Annotated in this window: 18 protein-coding genes; 11 read left to right on the top strand and 7 right to left on the bottom strand. The window is 63.1% G+C overall.

All coding sequences use genetic code 11. The features are described from left to right. The first annotated feature begins 53 nt into the window (after positions 1 to 53). On the top strand, positions 54 to 935 hold the full coding sequence (locus tag CAY82_RS20070) for a carboxylate/amino acid/amine transporter (RefSeq protein WP_087502754.1): 882 nt from the start codon (positions 54 to 56) through the stop codon (positions 933 to 935). A 72-nt stretch (positions 936 to 1,007) separates the two neighbouring features. Next, the gene (locus CAY82_RS20065; RefSeq protein ID WP_087502753.1) at positions 1,008 to 2,384 is read left to right on the top strand and encodes a cytosine permease; all 1,377 of its coding nucleotides are present in this window, start codon (positions 1,008 to 1,010) and stop codon (positions 2,382 to 2,384) included. 338 nt (positions 2,385 to 2,722) lie between these two features. On the opposite strand, the gene CAY82_RS20060 is transcribed toward CAY82_RS20065, so the two are convergent. Next, positions 2,723 to 4,024: a mechanosensitive ion channel family protein gene (locus CAY82_RS20060; protein WP_087502752.1), complete on the bottom strand. Its 1,302-nt coding sequence runs from the start codon at positions 4,022 to 4,024 to the stop codon at positions 2,723 to 2,725. 103 nt (positions 4,025 to 4,127) lie between these two features. On the opposite strand from CAY82_RS20060, the gene CAY82_RS20055 reads away from it, so the two are divergent. Then, positions 4,128 to 5,489, top strand: coding sequence for a DEAD/DEAH box helicase (locus CAY82_RS20055; protein ID WP_046614669.1), 1,362 nt, complete (start codon positions 4,128 to 4,130; stop codon positions 5,487 to 5,489). Between the two features lie 63 nt (positions 5,490 to 5,552). Here the strand turns inward: CAY82_RS20055 and CAY82_RS20050 are convergent, their stop codons facing one another. After that, positions 5,553 to 5,825 (bottom strand): hypothetical protein, encoded by a 273-nt coding sequence (locus tag CAY82_RS20050; RefSeq protein WP_025340165.1) that lies wholly within the window; start codon positions 5,823 to 5,825, stop codon positions 5,553 to 5,555. 98 nt (positions 5,826 to 5,923) lie between these two features. On the opposite strand from CAY82_RS20050, the gene CAY82_RS20045 reads away from it, so the two are divergent. Then, positions 5,924 to 6,178, top strand: a complete 255-nt coding sequence (locus CAY82_RS20045) for a BrnA antitoxin family protein (RefSeq protein ID WP_087502751.1) — start codon at positions 5,924 to 5,926, stop codon at positions 6,176 to 6,178. A 67-nt stretch (positions 6,179 to 6,245) separates the two neighbouring features. Here CAY82_RS20045 and CAY82_RS20040 read toward each other — a convergent pair whose 3' ends face one another. Continuing rightward, the gene (locus CAY82_RS20040) at positions 6,246 to 6,542 is read right to left on the bottom strand and encodes an addiction module antidote protein (RefSeq protein WP_087502750.1); all 297 of its coding nucleotides are present in this window, start codon (positions 6,540 to 6,542) and stop codon (positions 6,246 to 6,248) included. Continuing rightward, a complete protein-coding gene (locus CAY82_RS20035) occupies positions 6,535 to 6,837 on the bottom strand; it encodes a type II toxin-antitoxin system RelE/ParE family toxin (RefSeq protein ID WP_087502749.1) in 303 nt (100 codons plus the stop codon). The genes CAY82_RS20040 and CAY82_RS20035 overlap by 8 nt, the downstream gene beginning before the upstream one ends. Positions 6,838 to 7,014: 177 nt before the next feature. Here CAY82_RS20035 and CAY82_RS20030 point away from each other — a divergent pair, with 177 nt between their 5' ends. Next, on the top strand, positions 7,015 to 7,410 hold the full coding sequence (locus CAY82_RS20030) for a hypothetical protein (RefSeq protein WP_013973698.1): 396 nt from the start codon (positions 7,015 to 7,017) through the stop codon (positions 7,408 to 7,410). Positions 7,411 to 7,516: 106 nt separating this feature from the next. Beyond that, entirely contained in the window at positions 7,517 to 8,443 is a 927-nt protein-coding gene (locus CAY82_RS20025) for a DMT family transporter (protein ID WP_087502748.1), read from the top strand. Positions 8,444 to 8,570: 127 nt separating this feature from the next. On the opposite strand, the gene CAY82_RS20020 is transcribed toward CAY82_RS20025, so the two are convergent. Further along, a complete protein-coding gene (locus tag CAY82_RS20020; RefSeq protein WP_087502747.1) occupies positions 8,571 to 9,743 on the bottom strand; it encodes an MFS transporter in 1,173 nt (390 codons plus the stop codon). 106 nt (positions 9,744 to 9,849) lie between these two features. On the opposite strand from CAY82_RS20020, the gene CAY82_RS20015 reads away from it, so the two are divergent. Together CAY82_RS20015 and CAY82_RS27125 are read left to right on the top strand one after the other, a co-directional pair. Then, positions 9,850 to 10,743, top strand: coding sequence for a LysR family transcriptional regulator (locus CAY82_RS20015; RefSeq protein WP_087502746.1), 894 nt, complete (start codon positions 9,850 to 9,852; stop codon positions 10,741 to 10,743). 124 nt (positions 10,744 to 10,867) lie between these two features. After that, positions 10,868 to 10,996: a PA1414 family protein gene (locus tag CAY82_RS27125; protein WP_256576318.1), complete on the top strand. Its 129-nt coding sequence runs from the start codon at positions 10,868 to 10,870 to the stop codon at positions 10,994 to 10,996. Positions 10,997 to 11,185: 189 nt separating this feature from the next. On the opposite strand, the gene CAY82_RS20010 is transcribed toward CAY82_RS27125, so the two are convergent. Next, positions 11,186 to 12,565 carry a sodium:solute symporter gene (locus CAY82_RS20010; protein WP_087502745.1) on the bottom strand — a complete coding sequence of 460 codons (1,380 nt, stop codon included), beginning with the start codon at positions 12,563 to 12,565 and terminating at the stop codon, positions 11,186 to 11,188. A gap of 164 nt (positions 12,566 to 12,729) precedes the next feature. Further along, on the bottom strand, positions 12,730 to 13,680 hold the full coding sequence (gene speB, locus CAY82_RS20005; RefSeq protein ID WP_087502744.1) for an agmatinase: 951 nt from the start codon (positions 13,678 to 13,680) through the stop codon (positions 12,730 to 12,732). Positions 13,681 to 13,905: 225 nt separating this feature from the next. On the opposite strand from speB, the gene CAY82_RS20000 reads away from it, so the two are divergent. The 3 genes from CAY82_RS20000 to CAY82_RS19990 all read left to right on the top strand — a co-directional run bounded on the left by CAY82_RS20000 (position 13,906) and on the right by CAY82_RS19990 (position 17,255). Next, positions 13,906 to 14,799: a LysR family transcriptional regulator gene (locus tag CAY82_RS20000; RefSeq protein ID WP_013973692.1), complete on the top strand. Its 894-nt coding sequence runs from the start codon at positions 13,906 to 13,908 to the stop codon at positions 14,797 to 14,799. A gap of 140 nt (positions 14,800 to 14,939) precedes the next feature. Next, on the top strand, positions 14,940 to 16,505 hold the full coding sequence (locus CAY82_RS19995) for a PAS domain-containing methyl-accepting chemotaxis protein (RefSeq protein ID WP_087502743.1): 1,566 nt from the start codon (positions 14,940 to 14,942) through the stop codon (positions 16,503 to 16,505). Positions 16,506 to 16,655: 150 nt separating this feature from the next. Further along, on the top strand, positions 16,656 to 17,255 hold the full coding sequence (locus CAY82_RS19990) for a tRNA-uridine aminocarboxypropyltransferase (RefSeq protein WP_087502742.1): 600 nt from the start codon (positions 16,656 to 16,658) through the stop codon (positions 17,253 to 17,255). Positions 17,256 to 17,385 lie beyond the last annotated feature (130 nt).

The raw sequence follows: 17,385 nt of genomic DNA, 5'->3' as shown, positions 1-17,385 counted from the left end.
ACTCATTCATCGCAACCCGCTAAGGTCGCGGCCTTGATCCACGAGAGGCAACCATGGGCTACCTGATAATCGTCGCGCTGATCCAGGCGTTTTCCTTCAGCCTGATCGGCGAGTACCTGGCCGGGCACGTCGACAGCTACTTTGCCGTGCTCGCGCGCGTGGTGCTGGCTGGCCTGGTGTTCCTGCCGCTGACCCGCTGGCGCCAGGTCGAGCCGCGCTTCATGCGCTCGATGCTGCTGATCGGCGCGCTGCAGTACGGTATCACCTACGTCTGCCTGTACCTGAGCTTTCGCGTGCTCACCGTGCCGGAGGTGCTGCTGTTCACCATCCTGACGCCGCTGCACGTGACGCTGATCGAAGATGCCATGAACCGGCGCTTCAACCCGTGGGCCCTGGTGGCAGCGCTGGTGGCGGTGGCCGGTGCTGCGGTGATCCGCTTCGACACCATCAGCGGCGAGTTCTTCATCGGCTTCCTGCTGCTGCAACTGGCCAACTTCACCTACGCCGCCGGCCAGGTGCTGTACCGCCACCTGGTCGCACGCCACCCCAGCGACCTGCCGCACTACAAGCGCTTTGGCTACTTCTACCTGGGCGCGTTGATCGTGGTGTTGCCGGCCTTCCTGCTGTTTGGCAACGCCCAGCACCTGCCGACCACCAACGTGCAGTGGCTGGTGTTGCTGTTCCTGGGCCTGTGCCCGACGGCGCTGGGGCTGTACTGGTGGAACAAGGGCGCCTGCCTGGTTTCGGGCGGGACGCTGGCGGTGATGAACAACCTGCATGTACCGGTAGGGCTGCTGCTCAATCTTCTGATCTGGAACCAGGACGAGCCATTGGGCAGGCTGTTCATCGGCGGGGCGGTGATCCTGGCGTCGGTGTGGATGAGCCGCCTGGGTACACTGACGTTATCAAGCAAGCCATGGCGCAGTCAGCTATGACGCGTTCGTTACTGAACTCAAGTCCCGCCAATACCTACCCGATAATCATGAAAATAAAATCGGGAGACCGGCGTGAAGCTAGAAACGCGAAGTATCGAATTTGTCCCACACGCTGAGCGTTATGGCACGCCTAAACGATTGTTCACCATCTGGTTCAGCTCCAACTTCCAGATAACCGCCCTGATGGTCGGCACCCTGGGCGTGGCCTCGGGGCTGAGCCTGGGCTGGACCTTGCTGGGTCTGTTGGTCGGCAACCTGATCGGCACCGTGTTCATGGCCGCGCACTCTGCCCAGGGGCCTCACCTGGGCGTACCACAGATGATCCAGAGCCGGGCCCAGTTCGGAGTCCATGGTGCCGCGCTCCCTCTGCTGGTGATGGTCACGGCCGCAGTCCTGTTCCTCGCCGCCAGCGGCGTGCTGATGCGCAATGCCGTGCAGGCCCTGGTGCCCATGAGCGATGACCAGGCCATCGTGGTGGTCGGCTTGCTGACCTTTGTCATCGGCTTTGTCGGCTACGAACTCATCCACCGCCTGGGCGCGTGGATGAGCCTGTTGTCCACGCTGGTTTTTGCTGGCGCCCTGGTGCTGATTCTGCTGCACCCCGGCGACATGGCAACCACAACGGCGGTGAGTACCGGCTTTTCGTTCACCGCGTTCAACCTGATCGTTGCCCAGTCGGCCTCGTGGACGCTGGGGTATGGCCCCTATGTGGCCGATTACTCGCGCTACCTCCCGGCCAACGTCAACCCGCGCGCGACGTTCTGGGCCACCTATTGCGGTTGTGCGCTGGGCTCCTTCGCCATGATGGCGTTGGGCGCGTTGGTGGCAGTGGAACTGCCCTCGGCACTGGGGCATGACCCGGCGACAGCCATTGCTGCGTTGTTTGGCCCGTGGGCGCCGTTGGCGCTGGCAGTGATTGCGCTGGGGGTGATCCAGTACAACGTCCTGTGCCTGTACAGCGCCTACATGTCGTCGGTCACGATCTTTGGCGCCTTCAAGACCATCCGGCGCGTGACCGCCACTGCCAAGGCCTTGGTAATGGCTGGCCTGACCGCAGCGGCAACGGTGATCGCCATCGCCACCCAGTACAATTTCGATACGTTCTTTGCCGACATCCTGATCGGCCAGCTGTACCTGTTGATCCCATGGAGCGCGATCAACCTGGTGGATTACTACTGGGTATGCCGCGGCCACTATGACGTGGGGGCGCTGTATGACGCCAAGGGGCGTTACGGCTGCTTCAATCGTCGAAGCCTGGCGGTGTACGCCGTGTCGATCATCGGTACCATCCCGTTCATGAAGCTGTCGTTCTATACGGGCTTCGTGGCCGAGTGGCTGGGGGCGGACATCAGTTGGGCGATGGGGTTGATCCTGGCTGGCGCGCTGTATTGCATGGTCCATGGGCGCGAGAGCAACCGCCTTTCGACAACCATGAATGTGCACCCCTGACTCGGCCCTGACACGGAAAGGGGCCGCTTTGCGGCCCATCGCCGGCAAGCCAGCTTCCACGGGTGCAGCGTTGATTTCGAGGCTGTCGCTGTACCTGTGGGAGCGGCCTTGTGTCGCGAAAGGGCCGCAACGCGGCCCCAGGATTGATGCGCGATAGTTGAAATTGCTGGGGCTGCTTTGCAGCCCTTTCGCGACACGAGGCCGCTCCCACAGGGGATCGCGCCAACTTTTAGAATTTGAGCAAGACAGTTGCTCCCAGAGGTACAACGAAGATCTCACGATCTGCGTGACCTCTGTGTGGATTGCTGGCGATAGGCTGCGAAGCAGCCCCGGCAATCTCAAGCCTCGCTCATTTCTTCCAGCCGACGCGGCACAGGCTCTTGCGATACACGCCCGCTCAACCCCACCCGCATGTCATTGCCACTCGGCTGCTGATACAGGCTCAAGCCAAACTCCGGCAACACCGCCAGCAGATAATCGAAGATATCCCCCTGAATCCGCTCGTAATCCGCCCACACCGTGGTGGTGGTAAAGCAGTAGATCTCCAGCGGCACGCCCTCGGCGGCGGTCTGCATCTGCCGCACCATGCAGGTCATGTTCGGGTGCACGTTGGGGTGGTTCTTCAGGTAGGCCAGGGCAAACGCGCGGAAGGTGCCGATGTTGGTGAGCTTGCGGCGGTTGGCCGACAGGTCGGCCACCGGCCCCAAGGCCTCGTTCCAGCGCTGCAACTCCTGGCGCTTGCCGGCCAGGTAGTCGGCAAGCAGGTGCACCTGGCTCAGGCGGTGTTCCTCTTCGCGGGTGAGAAAGCGCACCCCGGCCGCGTCGATGAACAGGCTGCGTTTGATCCGCCGGCCACCGGACTGCTGCATGCCGCGGTAGTTGCGGAACGATTCGCTCATCAGGCGCCAGGTGGGGATGGAGACGATGGTCTTGTCGAAGTTCTGCACCTTTACGGTGTGCAGGGTGATGTCCACCACGTCGCCATCGGCGCCCACCTGGGGCATTTCGATCCAGTCGCCCACGTGCAGCATGTCGTTGCTGGTCAGCTGCACGCTGGCGACGAACGACAGCAGGGTGTCCTTGTACACCAACAGCAGCACCGCCGACATGGCACCCAGGCCCGACAGCAGCAACAGCGGTGAGCGATCGATCAGGGTGGCGACGATGACGATGGAGGCGAAGATCCACAGCATCATCTTGGCCAGCTGCACATAGCCCTTGATCGAGCGGGTGCGGGCGTGTTCGGTGCGGGCATAGATGTCGAGCAGGGCATCCAGCAGGCACGACAGCGCCATGGTCATGAACAGCAGGGTAAAGGCCAGGGCGACATTGCCGAGGAAGTGCTGGGCGGTGTCGGACAGCTCGGGCACCAGTTTCAGGCCGAACTGCAGCACCAGTGACGGTGTGGTCTGCGCCAGGCGGTGGAACACCTTGTTGTTGCGCAGGTCGTCCAGCCACTTCAGCGCTGGCTGGCGGGCCAGCAGGCGGGCGCCATGCAGCACCAGGAAGCGCGCCAGGCGGCCGATGACCAGCGAAACCAGCAGCAGCACCGCCAGGCCGATGGCCGCGTGCAGCATCGGATGTTGGTCAAGGGTGCCCCACAGGTCGAGGGAGTCACGCCAGATTCGTTGGATATCCATGGGCTTGCGTACGGTCTTGTTGCCAAACGAAGCGCCATTAGAACGCGGATGGCGACAAAGTTGCCAAAAGAAATTCGGCTAAGGCGGCAGAAAACGTTACCCTATGCAACTGAATTTTCCGCACTTGCCTGAGGTTACCTCCGTGTTCTCCCAATTCGCCCTGCACGAACGCCTGCTTAAAGCCGTGGCCGAGCTTAACTTTGTCGAGCCAACCCCGGTGCAGGCCGCGGCCATCCCCCTGGCCCTGCAAGGGCGTGACCTGCGCGTGACCGCGCAGACCGGCAGCGGCAAGACCGCGGCCTTCGTGCTGCCGCTGCTCAACCGCCTGGTCGACCTGCGCGAGCGCCGCGTGGAGATCCGTGCGCTGATCCTGCTGCCGACCCGTGAACTGGCCCAGCAGACCCTCAAGCAGGTGCAGCTGTTCTCGCAGTTCACCTACATCAAGTCGGGCCTGGTCACCGGTGGTGAAGACTTCAAGGAACAGGCCGCCATGCTGCGCAAGGTGCCGGACGTGCTGATCGGTACACCGGGCCGCCTGCTGGAGCAACTGAACGCCGGCAACCTCGACCTGTCCCACGTGCAGGTGCTGATCCTCGACGAAGCCGACCGCATGCTCGACATGGGCTTCGCCGAAGACATGGAGCGCCTGTGCAAGGAGTGCGAGAACCGCCAGCAGACCCTGCTGTTCTCCGCCACCACCGGTGGTGCGGCCCTGCGCGACATCATCGGCAAGGTGCTGAAAGACCCTGAGCACCTGATGCTCAACAGCGTCTCGCAGCTGGCCGAAGGCACCCGCCAGCAGATCATCACCGCTGACCACGACCAGCACAAAGAGCAGATCGTGCAGTGGCTGCTGGCCAACGAAACCTTCGACAAGGCGATCATCTTCACCAATACCCGCGCCCTGGCCGACCGCATCTACGGCCACCTGGTGGCCAAGGACGTGAAGGCCTTCGTGCTGCATGGCGAGAAGGACCAGAAGGACCGCAAGCTGGCCCTGGACCGCTTCAAGCAAGGTAGTTCCAAGGTGCTGGTGGCTACCGACGTGGCGGCCCGTGGCCTGGACATCGACGGCCTGGACCTGGTGATCAACTTCGACATGCCGCGCAGCGGTGACGAGTACGTGCACCGCGTAGGCCGTACCGGCCGTGCCGGTGGCGAAGGCCTGGCGATCTCGCTGATCACCCACAACGACTGGAACCTGATGTCGAGCATCGAGCGCTACCTCAAGCAGCAGTTCGAGCGCCGGGTGATCAAGGAAGTGAAGGGCACCTACAGCGGGCCGAAGAAGGTCAAGGCCTCGGGCAAGGCGGCAGGTAGCAAGAAGAAAAAGGTCGAGAAGAAGACCGGTGACAAGAAGGCGGCCGCCAAGCGCAAGCCAACCGCAAAGCCGAAGGCCAACGCACCGCTGGCCAGCGCTGACGGCCTGGCGCCGCTGAAGAAGCGCAAGCCTGCGGCTGAGTAACGCTCGGTAACGGTGTTAGCCTCTTCGCGGGTTTACCCGCGAAGAGGCCAGCACAGGCGACAACTATTCAGCCTTTTTCTCCGCCTCTTTCAACTCCTTGATCCGCTTGTCGATCAACTGGCACTTGTCGGGCAAATCCTTGCTCGCCGTGCCCAGCTCCATCCCTTGAAGCTCGTCATTGATCTCCTTGGCCTTCTGCGGGTTCTGCTCGGTCAACTGGGTGACCAACCCGGCCAGCTCTTCGCGTTTCTGCGTCGCTTCTTCCGGTGTGCAGGCCCAGGCGGGCAGGGCGCAGAACAGGGCAGTGGCGCAGGCAATGGGCAGCAGCAGTTTCATCCTTCCTACCTCCGGCGGTGGTGATGCGCGGTGGAGGCATGCGCCTGGCCGTTAGTTCAGCGCCTTCGACTGGTGGCACTTCTTGGAAGGCCAAAATTATGACCAAAGCATCGAAAACTGACTGGAGTCGCCTGGCTCGACAGGACGACCAGGCTATTGATACCTCGGATATTCCTGAACTGGATGAAAATTTCTTCCGCAAGGCCGAGCTGCGAGTTCCAGCCAAGCAGACGGTGACCATTCGCCTGGATTCCGATGTGCTCGCCTGGTTCAAAGAGCAGGGTAGCGGCTACCAGACCCGGATCAATCAGTTTCTGCGCCAGTACATGCAAGCTCGGCAGAGACAGCGCTGACATCTTCAGATGGGCTGCACAGCAGCCCCAGTGGCGCCAATTGAAGGCATCGAACGGGCTTGCCCGTTTATCCGCCAGCGAGGTGAGGGCGCGCCGTCATGTCTATTCCCAGCGCCTTCATCACGGTCAGGAACGACTTCAGAGTCGGGTTGCCATGCTCACTGAAAGACCGATAGAGCTGCTCGCGCGATAGACCGGTTTCTTTAGCCAGCTCGCTCATGCCTTTTGCGCGCGCCACCACGCCTACAGCCTTGGCGACATAGCCGGCATCCCCGGTTTCGAGTGCGTCGGTCATGAACTGCGCGATCGCTTCAGGGGTTGTGAGGTACTGGGCGGGGTCGAATTCAGAGAAGGTTTCAGTCATTTTGCATCCTCCACGAACGCAGAATCTGGTGGGCAGCCTTGATGTCGCGCTGTTGGGTGCCTTTGTCGCCGCCGCAAAGCAGAATGACAAATGTGCTTCCAGCCTGATGGAAGTACACCCGGTAGCCAGGCCCATAGTGAACCCTGAGCTCACTGACGCCGTGGCCAACCGGTGATACGTCGCCAGGCAGGCCCTCCATCAACCGGTTGATCCGAGAAATGATTCGGGCTCTGGCACTAACGTCTCGGAGACCGGTCACCCAATGTCTGAAACTGCTGGATTCGATTTTTTTCATCGAGTGAATGTAGTTTATAAACTACAGGTAGCTAGACAGCAAATGGTTTCTGCCTGTTGCCGTCCCAGCGGCTTCAGAGCGTGGCATATCACCGTGCCAAGATCTTTCGGAACACCACGGCTAACCGACAGGTCCCAACCTGTGTACCCCTTCCGTCCACAGCAGGAGCCCGTAGCCATGAGCATCGCCTACGACTGGGACCTGATCGAGCGTTTGCTGCACGAGGTGCAGAACGGCGCCGGTCACAGCTTTACGCCACGCCCCTATGCCGAGCAGCACGCTGCGGCACTGGCTGCCAAGGGGGAGCCGGTGGGCGACCTGGACCACCTGAAAACCCGTGCCTGCGAGTACGAAAGGCTGCTGTTCGAGCGTGGTTTCATTGAAACCCGGCCCGAAGAAGATGGCGGCAATGGCGAGAATTTCGTGCTGACCGAACGTGGCTCGCGGTTGATGAGCCTGATCGACAGCAGCATCCCCGGCTTCGAACACCCGCGCCAGGTGCTGGACGAGCAGGAGGATGCGCTGGATGAAACCACCTTCGAGCAGGTGTCGGCGAAGGCACAGATCGCCTGAGGTCGTTTTGAGGCTGGCAAGGGCGGCCATGGACACCCGATAATCGGTAGTTCCTGAACACTGCCGAGCCCTTGCCCATGCCAATGACCACCGCAGAGGCCCGCTCATGAGCGCGGTCCGCAAGAACCCTGATGCCTTTGCCTTCCAGGTAATGCTAGGGCTGTGCCTGATCTGGGGCTGCCAGCAGGTCTTGATCAAGACAGCCGCCATCGATATCGCGCCGGTGATGCAGGCAGCCTTGCGCAATGGCATCGCCGCCGTGCTGGTGGGCCTGATGCTGTGCTGGCGCGGGGGCTGGGAGCAGGTCGGCAGCACCTGGCGTGCCGGGGTGGTGGCGGGCGGGTTGTTCGGCCTGGAGTTCCTGTTCATTGCCGAGGGGCTGAAGCTGACCTCGGCAGCGCACATGTCGGTGTTCCTCTATACCGCGCCGGTGTTCACCGCGTTGGGCCTGCATTTCAGGTTGCCTAGCGAACGCCTGCGGCTGCTGCAATGGCTGGGGATTCTGCTGGCCTTCGGCGGCATTGCCATGGCATTTGCCGGCGGCATGTCGTTCGAGCACATGGATGGCCGCACCTTGTTGGGGGATGCCTTTGGCGTGATCGCCGGGCTGGCCTGGGGCGCGACCACAGTGGTGGTACGTTGCTCGCGGCTGTCGGAAGCACCCGCGACCTTGACCCTGTTCTATCAACTGGCGGTGGGCTTTGCCGGGTTGCTGCTGATTGCCTTGCTCAGCGGGCAGATCGGTGCGGTGTCGTTTACATCGTTGGCGATGGGTAGCGTGCTGTTCCAGGGGATTGTGGTGTCGTTCATCAGCTACCTGACCTGGTTCTGGTTGTTGCGCAAATACCTGGCATCGAACCTGGCAGTGTTCTCGTTCATCACCCCGCTGTTCGGGGTGACCTTTGGCGTTTTGTTGCTGGATGAGCCGCTGAGCCTGAACTTTGTGGTTGGCGCGTTGATGGTGCTGCTGGGGGTGATCCTGGTGAGTGCCGAGCCTTGGGTGAAGCAGCAGTTGCGTAAAGTTGTAGGGTAATGTGTAGCCTGTGCCGGCCTCTTCGCGGGTAAACCCGCTCCCACAGGGGCCGCACAGACTTCAAGACCTGTGTAATACCTGTGGGAGCGGGTTTACCCGCGAAGAGGCCGGCACAGGCAACCACAATTCAGGATGTGGCTTTGGCCTGGCAGGCGCTACCCTGCTGTACCGTGCCGGCAATCAGCACCAACCCCCCAGCCACCACCAACCCTCCCGCCGCCACCATCAGCGCCGGCTGCAGCCCGCCGCTGTAATGGCTGCTGAGCGCCGCCAGCAACGGCCCGCTCAACTGCCCCAGGGCAAAGCACGCCGTCAGCAGCCCGGCATTGCGCTGCGTGGCATGCGGCGCCAGCTCCCGCGAGCGCTGCATCACCAGCTGCATGCAAGCCAGGAACGGCCCGCCACACAGCACCACGCCCAACGCCAGCCCGATACCCCCGCCCATCAGGCAGGCCAGCACGCCCAGCCCCTGCAACCACAGGGTGGCGGTCAACCAGGTCGAGGTGCGGCCACCACGCCGCAGGCTCACCAGCAGTACCCCCAGCGCCGACGCCAGGCCGAACGCCGGCCAGAACAGGTCGGCCAGCCACTGCCCGCGGAATTGTTGGTTGGCCATCTGCGACAGGAAGGTGGCCGGCAGGATGTAACCCACGCCATACAGCGCATAAACCAGCCCCAGGCGGCCGATGCCGACACTGCGCGTCGGGCCCTGGCCTGCAGCCGACGGCACCGGCGCGGCTTGCAGCGCCCTGGGCAGCCAAGGCCGCACCGCCAGCAGCATCACCAGCGCGGCCACGGCATAGATCAGCCACAGTGCTGCCGAGCCCAGTCCCCACAAATGCGCCACCAGTGCCAGCAAACCGGTCAGCGCAATGCCCAGGCCGGGCCCCGCGAACACCAGGGCACCCAGGCGCTGGCGGTTGTTGGCATTGGCTACCTGTTGGCTGAGGCTGGTGATCATCACCAGCACCCAGGCGCTGGCCACGCCGGTGCCGAAGCGCAGCAACAGGTGGCTCCAGAACCCGTCGGCGGCCCATGAGGCCAGGGTCAGCAGCACGCACAGCCACAGCCCGCCATGCAGGCGCAGGCGCACCTGGCCCGGTGCACGGGCGAACATGGCGTCGACCGCGCCGATGAAGTAACCCAGGTAGTTGGCCGCCGCCACCAGCCCGGCGACCGTCAGGTCGAACTGGCCTTCGGCGATCAATTGCGGCAGCTGCGGGGTCAGGGCGAAACGGCCGATGCCCATGGCCATCATCAGCGCCACGGCGCTGGCCAGCAGTTGAATGAGTGGCGACATGAGAAGTCTCCTGCACGGATGTAAGCGATGGCTGGCAGGTTAGGACGGTTTTCTTTTCAATAAAATTGAATAATGATGATCAAGTTGTTCTGTTTTGGAGAATGCCGTGGAATTCAGCCAACTGCGTATCTTCCAGGCCGTGGCCGAGGAGGGTTCGGTCACCCGCGCCGCAGAGCGCCTGCATCGGGTGCCGTCGAACCTGTCGACGCGCTTGCGCCAGCTCGAAGAGCAGCTGGGTGTCGAGCTGTTCCTGCGCGAGCGCCAGCGCCTGCAGCTGTCGCCGGCGGGCAAGGTGCTGCTGGACTACGCCAACCGCATGTCAGCCTTGCGCGACGAGGCGCTGGCCGCCGTGCGCGGCGGCCAGCCGGCCGGGGACTTCGTGCTGGGGACCATGTACAGCACGGCGGCGACCCATTTGCCGGGGTTGCTGGCGCGTTATCACCAGGCCTACCCGGCGGTAAACCTGCAGGTGCGCGCAGCGCCCAGTGGCGAACTGCTGGAAGGCCTGCTCAACCACAGCCTGGACGCGGCCCTGGTGGACGGGCCGCCGAGCCTGGCCGGGCTGGATGGCGTGCCGTTGTGCGATGAGCAGCTGGTGCTGATCACCAGCCCCGAGCACCCTGCGGTGCACACTGCCAAGGATGTGGCGGGCAAGGCGGTGTTCACCTTCCGCCAGGGCTGCTCGTACCGCATGCGCCTGGAGGCCTGGTATGCCCATGCCCATACGCCCATGGGCCGGGTGATGGAGATCGAGTCGTACCAGAGCATGCTGGCCTGCGTGATCGCTGGCGCGGGCGTGGCGATGATGGCCAGGTCGATGCTCGACAGCCTGCCCGGGCGCGACCGGGTGCGGGTGCACCAGATGCAGGCGCCGTTCGATCAGGCGGTCACCTGGTTGATGTGGCGCCAGGGCATGCGCGGGGCGAATTTGCAGGCCTGGATCGACCTGCAACAAAGCGAAACGATTAACCAGTCGTCGGAATGCACCGCTACGGCTTGATCCGTATCAAAATGGCCCGTATCTGTAGGTGTAGATGCATGCGTAATACAGGACATAGGGCTATGATCTGTATGAAACATCGCAGGATTGAATTGCCGTGAGGCTGACCCGTCAAGGGGGCATTATGAATAGACCACTGTCCAACTGGCTCCACGACCTGGCTGTCGCCTTGGGGCTGATTCCACCACCCTTGCAGCCGGTGCCGATCCCGACTGATGAAGAGCAGCGCAAACGCCAATCGCGTCGTCGCTGATACAGACAAAGGCCGCTGCACCTGGGTGGGTGCAGCGGCCTTTTTGTGTCTGTCAGTTGTGTGTTGCCTGTACCGGCCTCTTCGCGGGTAAACCCGCTCCCACAGGAATATCACAGGCCTCAAGTGCTGTGGGGTACCTGTGGGAGCGGGTTTACCCGCGAAAGGGCCAGTACAGGCAGCCGGGATCTATCAGGCCAGCTTCACCGCCGCCACCGATTTACGCGACATCAGGCTAACGACCACAAAACTCACCAGGCCAACCGCCAGGCTGTAATAGATCGGCGTATTGGCCTCCAGCCCATCCTTGAACATGAACAGCAGCGCCGTAGCAAAGCCCAGCGACATGCTGGCGATCGCCCCGGAAGTGGTTGCACGCTTCCAGAAGATGGCGCCAATCAGCGGAATCAGCATGCCGCCGACCAGCAGGTTGTAGGCCAAAGTCAGGGCGTTGATCACATCGTTCACCATCAGGGCGATGCCCAGCACCACCAGCCCGGTGAGCAGGGTGAACAGGCGGCTGACGCCCAGGCTCGATTGCTTGCCGCCACGCAGCTTGGGCAGCAGGTCTTCGGTCAGGGTGGTCGACGCAGCCAGCAGACCGGCGCTGGCGGTAGACATCATGGCAGCCAGCGCCGCCGCCATCAGCAAGCCACGGATGCCATCGGGCAGGGTGGTCTTGATCATCTCGGCAAAGGCATTGTTCGGGTTGGCCAGGTCGGGCATCAGCACGTGCGCAGCCATGCCGATCGTGGCGCAGGCCAGGCCGTACAGTACGCAGTAAACACCGGCAGTGGTGCCGGCACGCTGGCAGACCTTCTCGTCACGGGCAGTGAACACCCGCTGCCAGATGTCCTGGCCGATGAGGATGCCGAAGAAGTAAATCAGGAAGTAGGTGATGATGGTGTCCCAGCCAATGGTGGTCAGCTGGAAGCTGGCTGCCGGCAGCTTGGCTACCAGAGTGTCCCAGCCACCGGCCTTGTACAGGCACACGGGCAGCAGGATGAACATCAGGCCGACGGTCTTGATCACGAACTGTACGATGTCGGTCAGGGTCAGCGACCACATGCCGCCGATGGTGGAGTACAGCACCACCACACCGCCGCCGAGCAGTAGCGAGGCCCAGAACGGCAGGTCCAGCAGCACCTGCAATACGGTGGCCATGGCCAAGGTCGAGGTCACGCCGATCATCAGCGCATAAGCCAGCATGATCACCGCGCTGGCCTGGCGTGCGGTGGGGTTGTAGCGCTGTTCCAGCACCTGGGTCACGGTGAAGATGCGCAGGCGCAGCAGGGGTTTGGCCAGGAACAGGTTCAGCGCGATGATGCCCAGGCCCAGGGCTGCACACAGCCAGAAGCCGGAGATGCCGTGGACGTAGCCCAGGCGCACGGTGCCAACGGTGGAAGCGCCACCGAGCACGGTGGTGGCCATGGTGCCCATGTACAGGACCGGGCCGAGGTTGCGCCCGGCTACCAGGTAGTCTTCATGGGTTTTCGCACGCCGCATGCCATACCAGCCAAGCCCGAGCATGCCGACGGTGTAGATCATTACAACAATGATGTCCAAGGCCATTGGGGGTCTCCCGATTATCTTTATTATGGCGAGATCGACCACGCGGGCGGGGTTCACGGCGCCCGGCGGTCTTGTCGTGTTGTTGGCGGGCCTCTGTGGCCCTCCCTCATGGCTCCTGCCGGGGTGTAGCAAGTACTGCGGCCGCTCCTACAAAGGGCCGTCGTTTACCGACGCACTACGCCCGGTAGCACGCAAAGCATCTCGAACAGCAGGTTGGCACCGAGCAGCGAGGTGTTGCCGGTGGTGTCGTAAGGCGGGGAGACTTCGACGAGGTCACAGCCGATCAGGTCCAGGCCGTGGCAGCCGCGAATGATCTCCATCGCCTGGATGGTGGTCAAGCCGCCGATTTCCGGGGTACCAGTACCAGGCGCCCAGGCTGGGTCGATGCCGTCGATGTCGAACGACAGGTACACCGGGCCGCCGCCGACCTTTTCCCGTACTTCGGCCATCAACGGTTCCAGCGACTTGTGCCAGCACTCTTCGGCCTGGACCACGCGGAAGCCCTGGCGGCGGCTCCAGTTGAAGTCATCGGCGGTATAGCCTTGGGCACGCAGGCCGATCTGCACCACGCGCTCGCAATCGAGCAGGCCTTCTTCAACGGCGCGGCGGAAGGTGGTGCCGTGGGCGATCTTCTCGCCGAACATGTGGTCGTTGACGTCGGCATGGGCATCGATGTGCACCAGGCCGATCTTGCCGTGCTTCTTGTGCAGGGCGCGCAGGATGGGCAGGGTAATGGTGTGGTCGCCACCCAGGGTCAGCGGGATGATGTTGTGCTCGAGGATCTCGTCATACGCTTCTTCGATGATGCGCACGGCGTCCAGCAGGTTGAAAGTGTTGATCGCCACGTCACCGATATCGGCCACCGACAGCGAGTCGAACGGTGCAGCTCCGGTGGCCATGTTGTACGGGCGGATCATCACCGATTCGGCGCGGATCTGCCGTGGGCCAAAGCGGGTGCCGGAGCGCAGCGAGGTGCCGATGTCCAGTGGCACGCCGATGAAGGCGGCGTCCAGGCCCTCGGCACTTTGCAGGTGGGGGAGGCGGAGCATGGTGGCGATGCCGCCGAAACGCGGCATTTCGTTGCCGCCCAGTGGTTGGTGGAGGATCTTGTCCACGGTGGGCCTCATCAGTCGGTCGATTGTTCTGTTTGTTCGAACCTGTGCCGCCGCGCGCCTTTCAGGTGTGGTCTTGCCGGCGGGCAGGGACATTTCGGCCAAGTCTGCTGAAGGTAGCGCCGGGGAAGAATCGCTACCGGCAAATACTTAGTTCAGGAATTTCTGAACTAAAGGCCGGCAGAGCGGTTAGACTGCGGGCAAATACCCTTGCGGAACCGTTGCACCATGGCCTCGACCCTGCCCGACCTGAAACTGCTGCGCATCTTCGTCAGCGTGGTGCGCCACCAGGGCTTCGCCAACGCCCAGCGTGAGCTGAACCTGTCGACCTCGGCTATCAGTACCTACATGAGCCAACTGGAAGGCGCCTTGGGGATCGTGCTGTGCCACCGCGGCCGTGGCGGTTTCAGCCTGACCAGCAAGGGCGAGCTGTTTCACCAGGAAACCCTGCGTCTGCTGGCCGAGCTGGACGGTTTCGAACAATACGCGGCTGCCCTCAAGGGCGAGTTGCGCGGTACCCTCAACCTCGGCGTGATCGACTCTACGGTCGGCGACCGGGCCTTGCCGCTGGCTGAAGCCATCGGCGCCTATAGCCAGGAACACCCGGCGGTACACCTGCACCTGTCGGTGTCCAGCCCTTACGAGCTGCAACTGGGCGTGCAGGACAACCGCCTGGACCTGGCCATTGGGGCGTTTTCCTCGCGCATGAGCGGGCTGCTCTACCAGCCGCTGTACCGTGAGCAGCATTGGCTGTACTGCAGCAGCCGCCACCCGTTGTATGCCGAACGGCGCATCCCCGAGCAAGTGGTGACCCAGCAGCGCATGGTCGGGCGTGGCTACTGGAGCCAGGCCGAGCTGGCCCGGCATGGCTTCAAGCACAGCGCGGCGACAGTGGAGAGCATGGAGGCGCAGTTGATCCTGATTCTCTCCGGGGCCTACATCGGCTACCTGCCCGAGCACTATGCCCAGGCCTGGGTCGACAAGGGCGACTTGCGCGTGCTGTCGCCGTCGACCTTCGGTTACCAGGCGCCGTTTTCGCTGATCATTCGCCGCGGGCGCAGTCGTGAGCCGTTGATCCAGACCTTTCGCGACTTGCTCAAAAGCCAGCTCAACGTGGGCTGAGGTATAGCGCAGACCTGTATTTCGTCGGCGTGCGCTAAATTATTGGCGCTGTTGACCGACAACATAATGGCGTACTGCTATATATCACATCAGTGTGTGCTGATGACTATCTCCCTTTAATCCTGCAAGGATTGCCCAAGATGCGCATGAATTTGCCCGTCACTGAGCGCGAAAGAACCTTTCCCAACGATCAACGCCTGATTTCCACCACTGACCTCAACAGCCGCATCACCTACTGCAACGACGCGTTCGTGGCGATCAGCGGGTTCACCTACGACGAGCTGGTCGGCCAGCCTCACAACCTGGTGCGCCATCCGGACATGCCGCCGGCGGTGTTCGGCCACATGTGGGAAACCATCAAACAGGGCAAACCGTGGATGGGTGTGGTCAAGAACCGGGCGAAGAACGGTGACTACTACTGGGTCAGTGCCTATGTCACGGCCATCTACGAGCAGGGCCGCATCAGTGGCTACGAGTCTGTGCGCTCGGTGCCCACGCGCGAGCAGATCCGCCGCGCCGAGGCGTTGTACACGCGTTTGCGGGCCGGCCGCGCGCCGGTGCCGTGGGCGGCCCGCCTGGGGCGTGGCTTGGGCCACGGCTGGCCATTGATCGGCGCAGGCCTGCTGTCGGCTGTGGGCTATCTGTGGCTGCCGCCTTACGCGGCGCTCGGGGTATTGATGGCCAGCCTGCTGCTGGCCTGGTACCTGGTCGAGCACCGGCAGAACCAGGCTGTCCGGCGCACCCTTGCAGAGCACCCCAAGGCCTTCACCAGCCCGCTGGTGGCGCTGACCTACAGCGACAACCCGGGCCTGCAAGGCCAGCTCGACCTGGCCATCATCAGTGAGGAAGCACGCCTGCAAACGGCCTTGACCCGCCTGGTGGATGCCGGGGTCGGCGTGAAGTCACGGGCGGCGCAGTCGTCCGAGTTGTCCGATGCCCAGGCACAGATGCTCGACCGCCAGCGCAACGAGACCGATCAGTCCGCTACCGCCATTGCGCAGATGGCGGCGACCATCCAGGAGGTTACCCACAACGTGCAGAGCACGGCGCACGCAGCGGGCGATGCCGACCAGCTGGCGCAGCAGGGCAGCGAGCTGGCCCTGCAGAGCCTGAAAGCCATGGGTAGCATGAGCGATGCAGTCAATGACATTGGCCAGGCGGTGAACGCGTTGGCCGAGCAGACCCAGTCGATCGGCAGCGTGGTCGATGTGATCACCTCGATCGCCGAGCAGACCAACCTGCTGGCGCTTAATGCCGCCATTGAAGCGGCACGCGCCGGCGAACAGGGGCGCGGGTTTGCCGTGGTGGCGGATGAAGTGCGTTCGTTGGCCCAGCGCACTCGCGCCTCTACCGACGAAATCCATCACATCATCGCCTCGTTGCGCGCCGGGGCAGAGCGTGCGGTCAGTACGGCGAACCGTGGTGAGCAGATCTCGCGGGACAGCGTGCACAGTGTCGAGGCGGTGCAGGCGGCGTTGAGCGGGATTGCCCAGGCGGTCAGCCGCATCACCGGCATGAGCCAGCAGATGGCGACGGCGTCGGAGCAGCAGAGCCATGTGGCCGAGGACATCAACCAGCAGATCGTGAGGATTGCCCATCTGTGCGATCAGAGTGCCGGGCAGGCCAGGCAGGGCGCGGAAATCAGCCAGGACCTGGAGCGCATGGCCGAGTACCTGCATAGCCTGGCGGAGCGGTTCAACCGTTGAGATTGCCGGGGCCGCCTTGCGCCCCTTTCGCAGCGCAAGGCTGCTCCTGCAAAGGCAACCCGATCCCGTGTAGGAGCAGCCTTGTGCTGCGAATGGCCCGCAAAGCGGGCCCCGGTTCTGTGGCAAACTGTTCCCGCCAAGGAGAACCCCATGCCCAGACCCCGCTGCGCGCGCTGCCAGCGCCCGCTCGACCATTGCCTATGCTCACTGATCCCCGCGCTCGACAGCCGCACCCGCGTCATCCTGCTGCAGCACCCCAGTGAAACCGCCCATGCCCTGAACACCGCCCGCCTGGCCGCTCTTGGCCTGAATAATGCCGAGTTGCGGGTAGGCGAGGTATTCGATGACCTGAACGAATTGCTGGCCATCCCCGGCTACCGTCCGGCGCTGCTGTTTCCGGGCGACGATGCCCAGGTGTTGGCGGCTTATGACGAGGCTGAAGACAAACCCTTGTTGCTGATCGTGCCTGACGGCACCTGGCGCAAGGCGCGCAAGCTGCTGTACCTGAACCCGTTGCTGGAGACGTTGCCGCGGGTGACGCTGGGGGCTGTCGCGCCTTCACGCTACCGGTTACGCAAGGCGCCGGAGGCGGGGGCGTTATCGACTATCGAGGCGGTGGTGGGAGCGCTTAATGCGCTTGAGCAACCGGCCTGCTTCGATGCGTTGCTGGCGCCGTTCGAGGCGTTGATCGAAGGGCAGATCAGGGCCATGGGCGTGGAGACGTTTCAGCGTAATCATGGTAGCGAGTGAGGGCAGGGGGCTGCTTTGCAGCCCATTCGCAGCACAAGGCTGCTCCTACAGTTTGAACTGCGCGCTTACCTGTGGGAGCGGCCTTGTGTCGCGAAAGGGCCGCAAAGCGGCCCCGGCTACCTCGAACCCG

Origin of the sequence: Pseudomonas sp. SID14000 (genome assembly GCF_002165135.1) — a bacterium.
GTDB lineage: Bacteria > Pseudomonadota > Gammaproteobacteria > Pseudomonadales > Pseudomonadaceae > Aquipseudomonas.
This window is presented reverse-complemented; position numbering and strand designations above follow the sequence as displayed.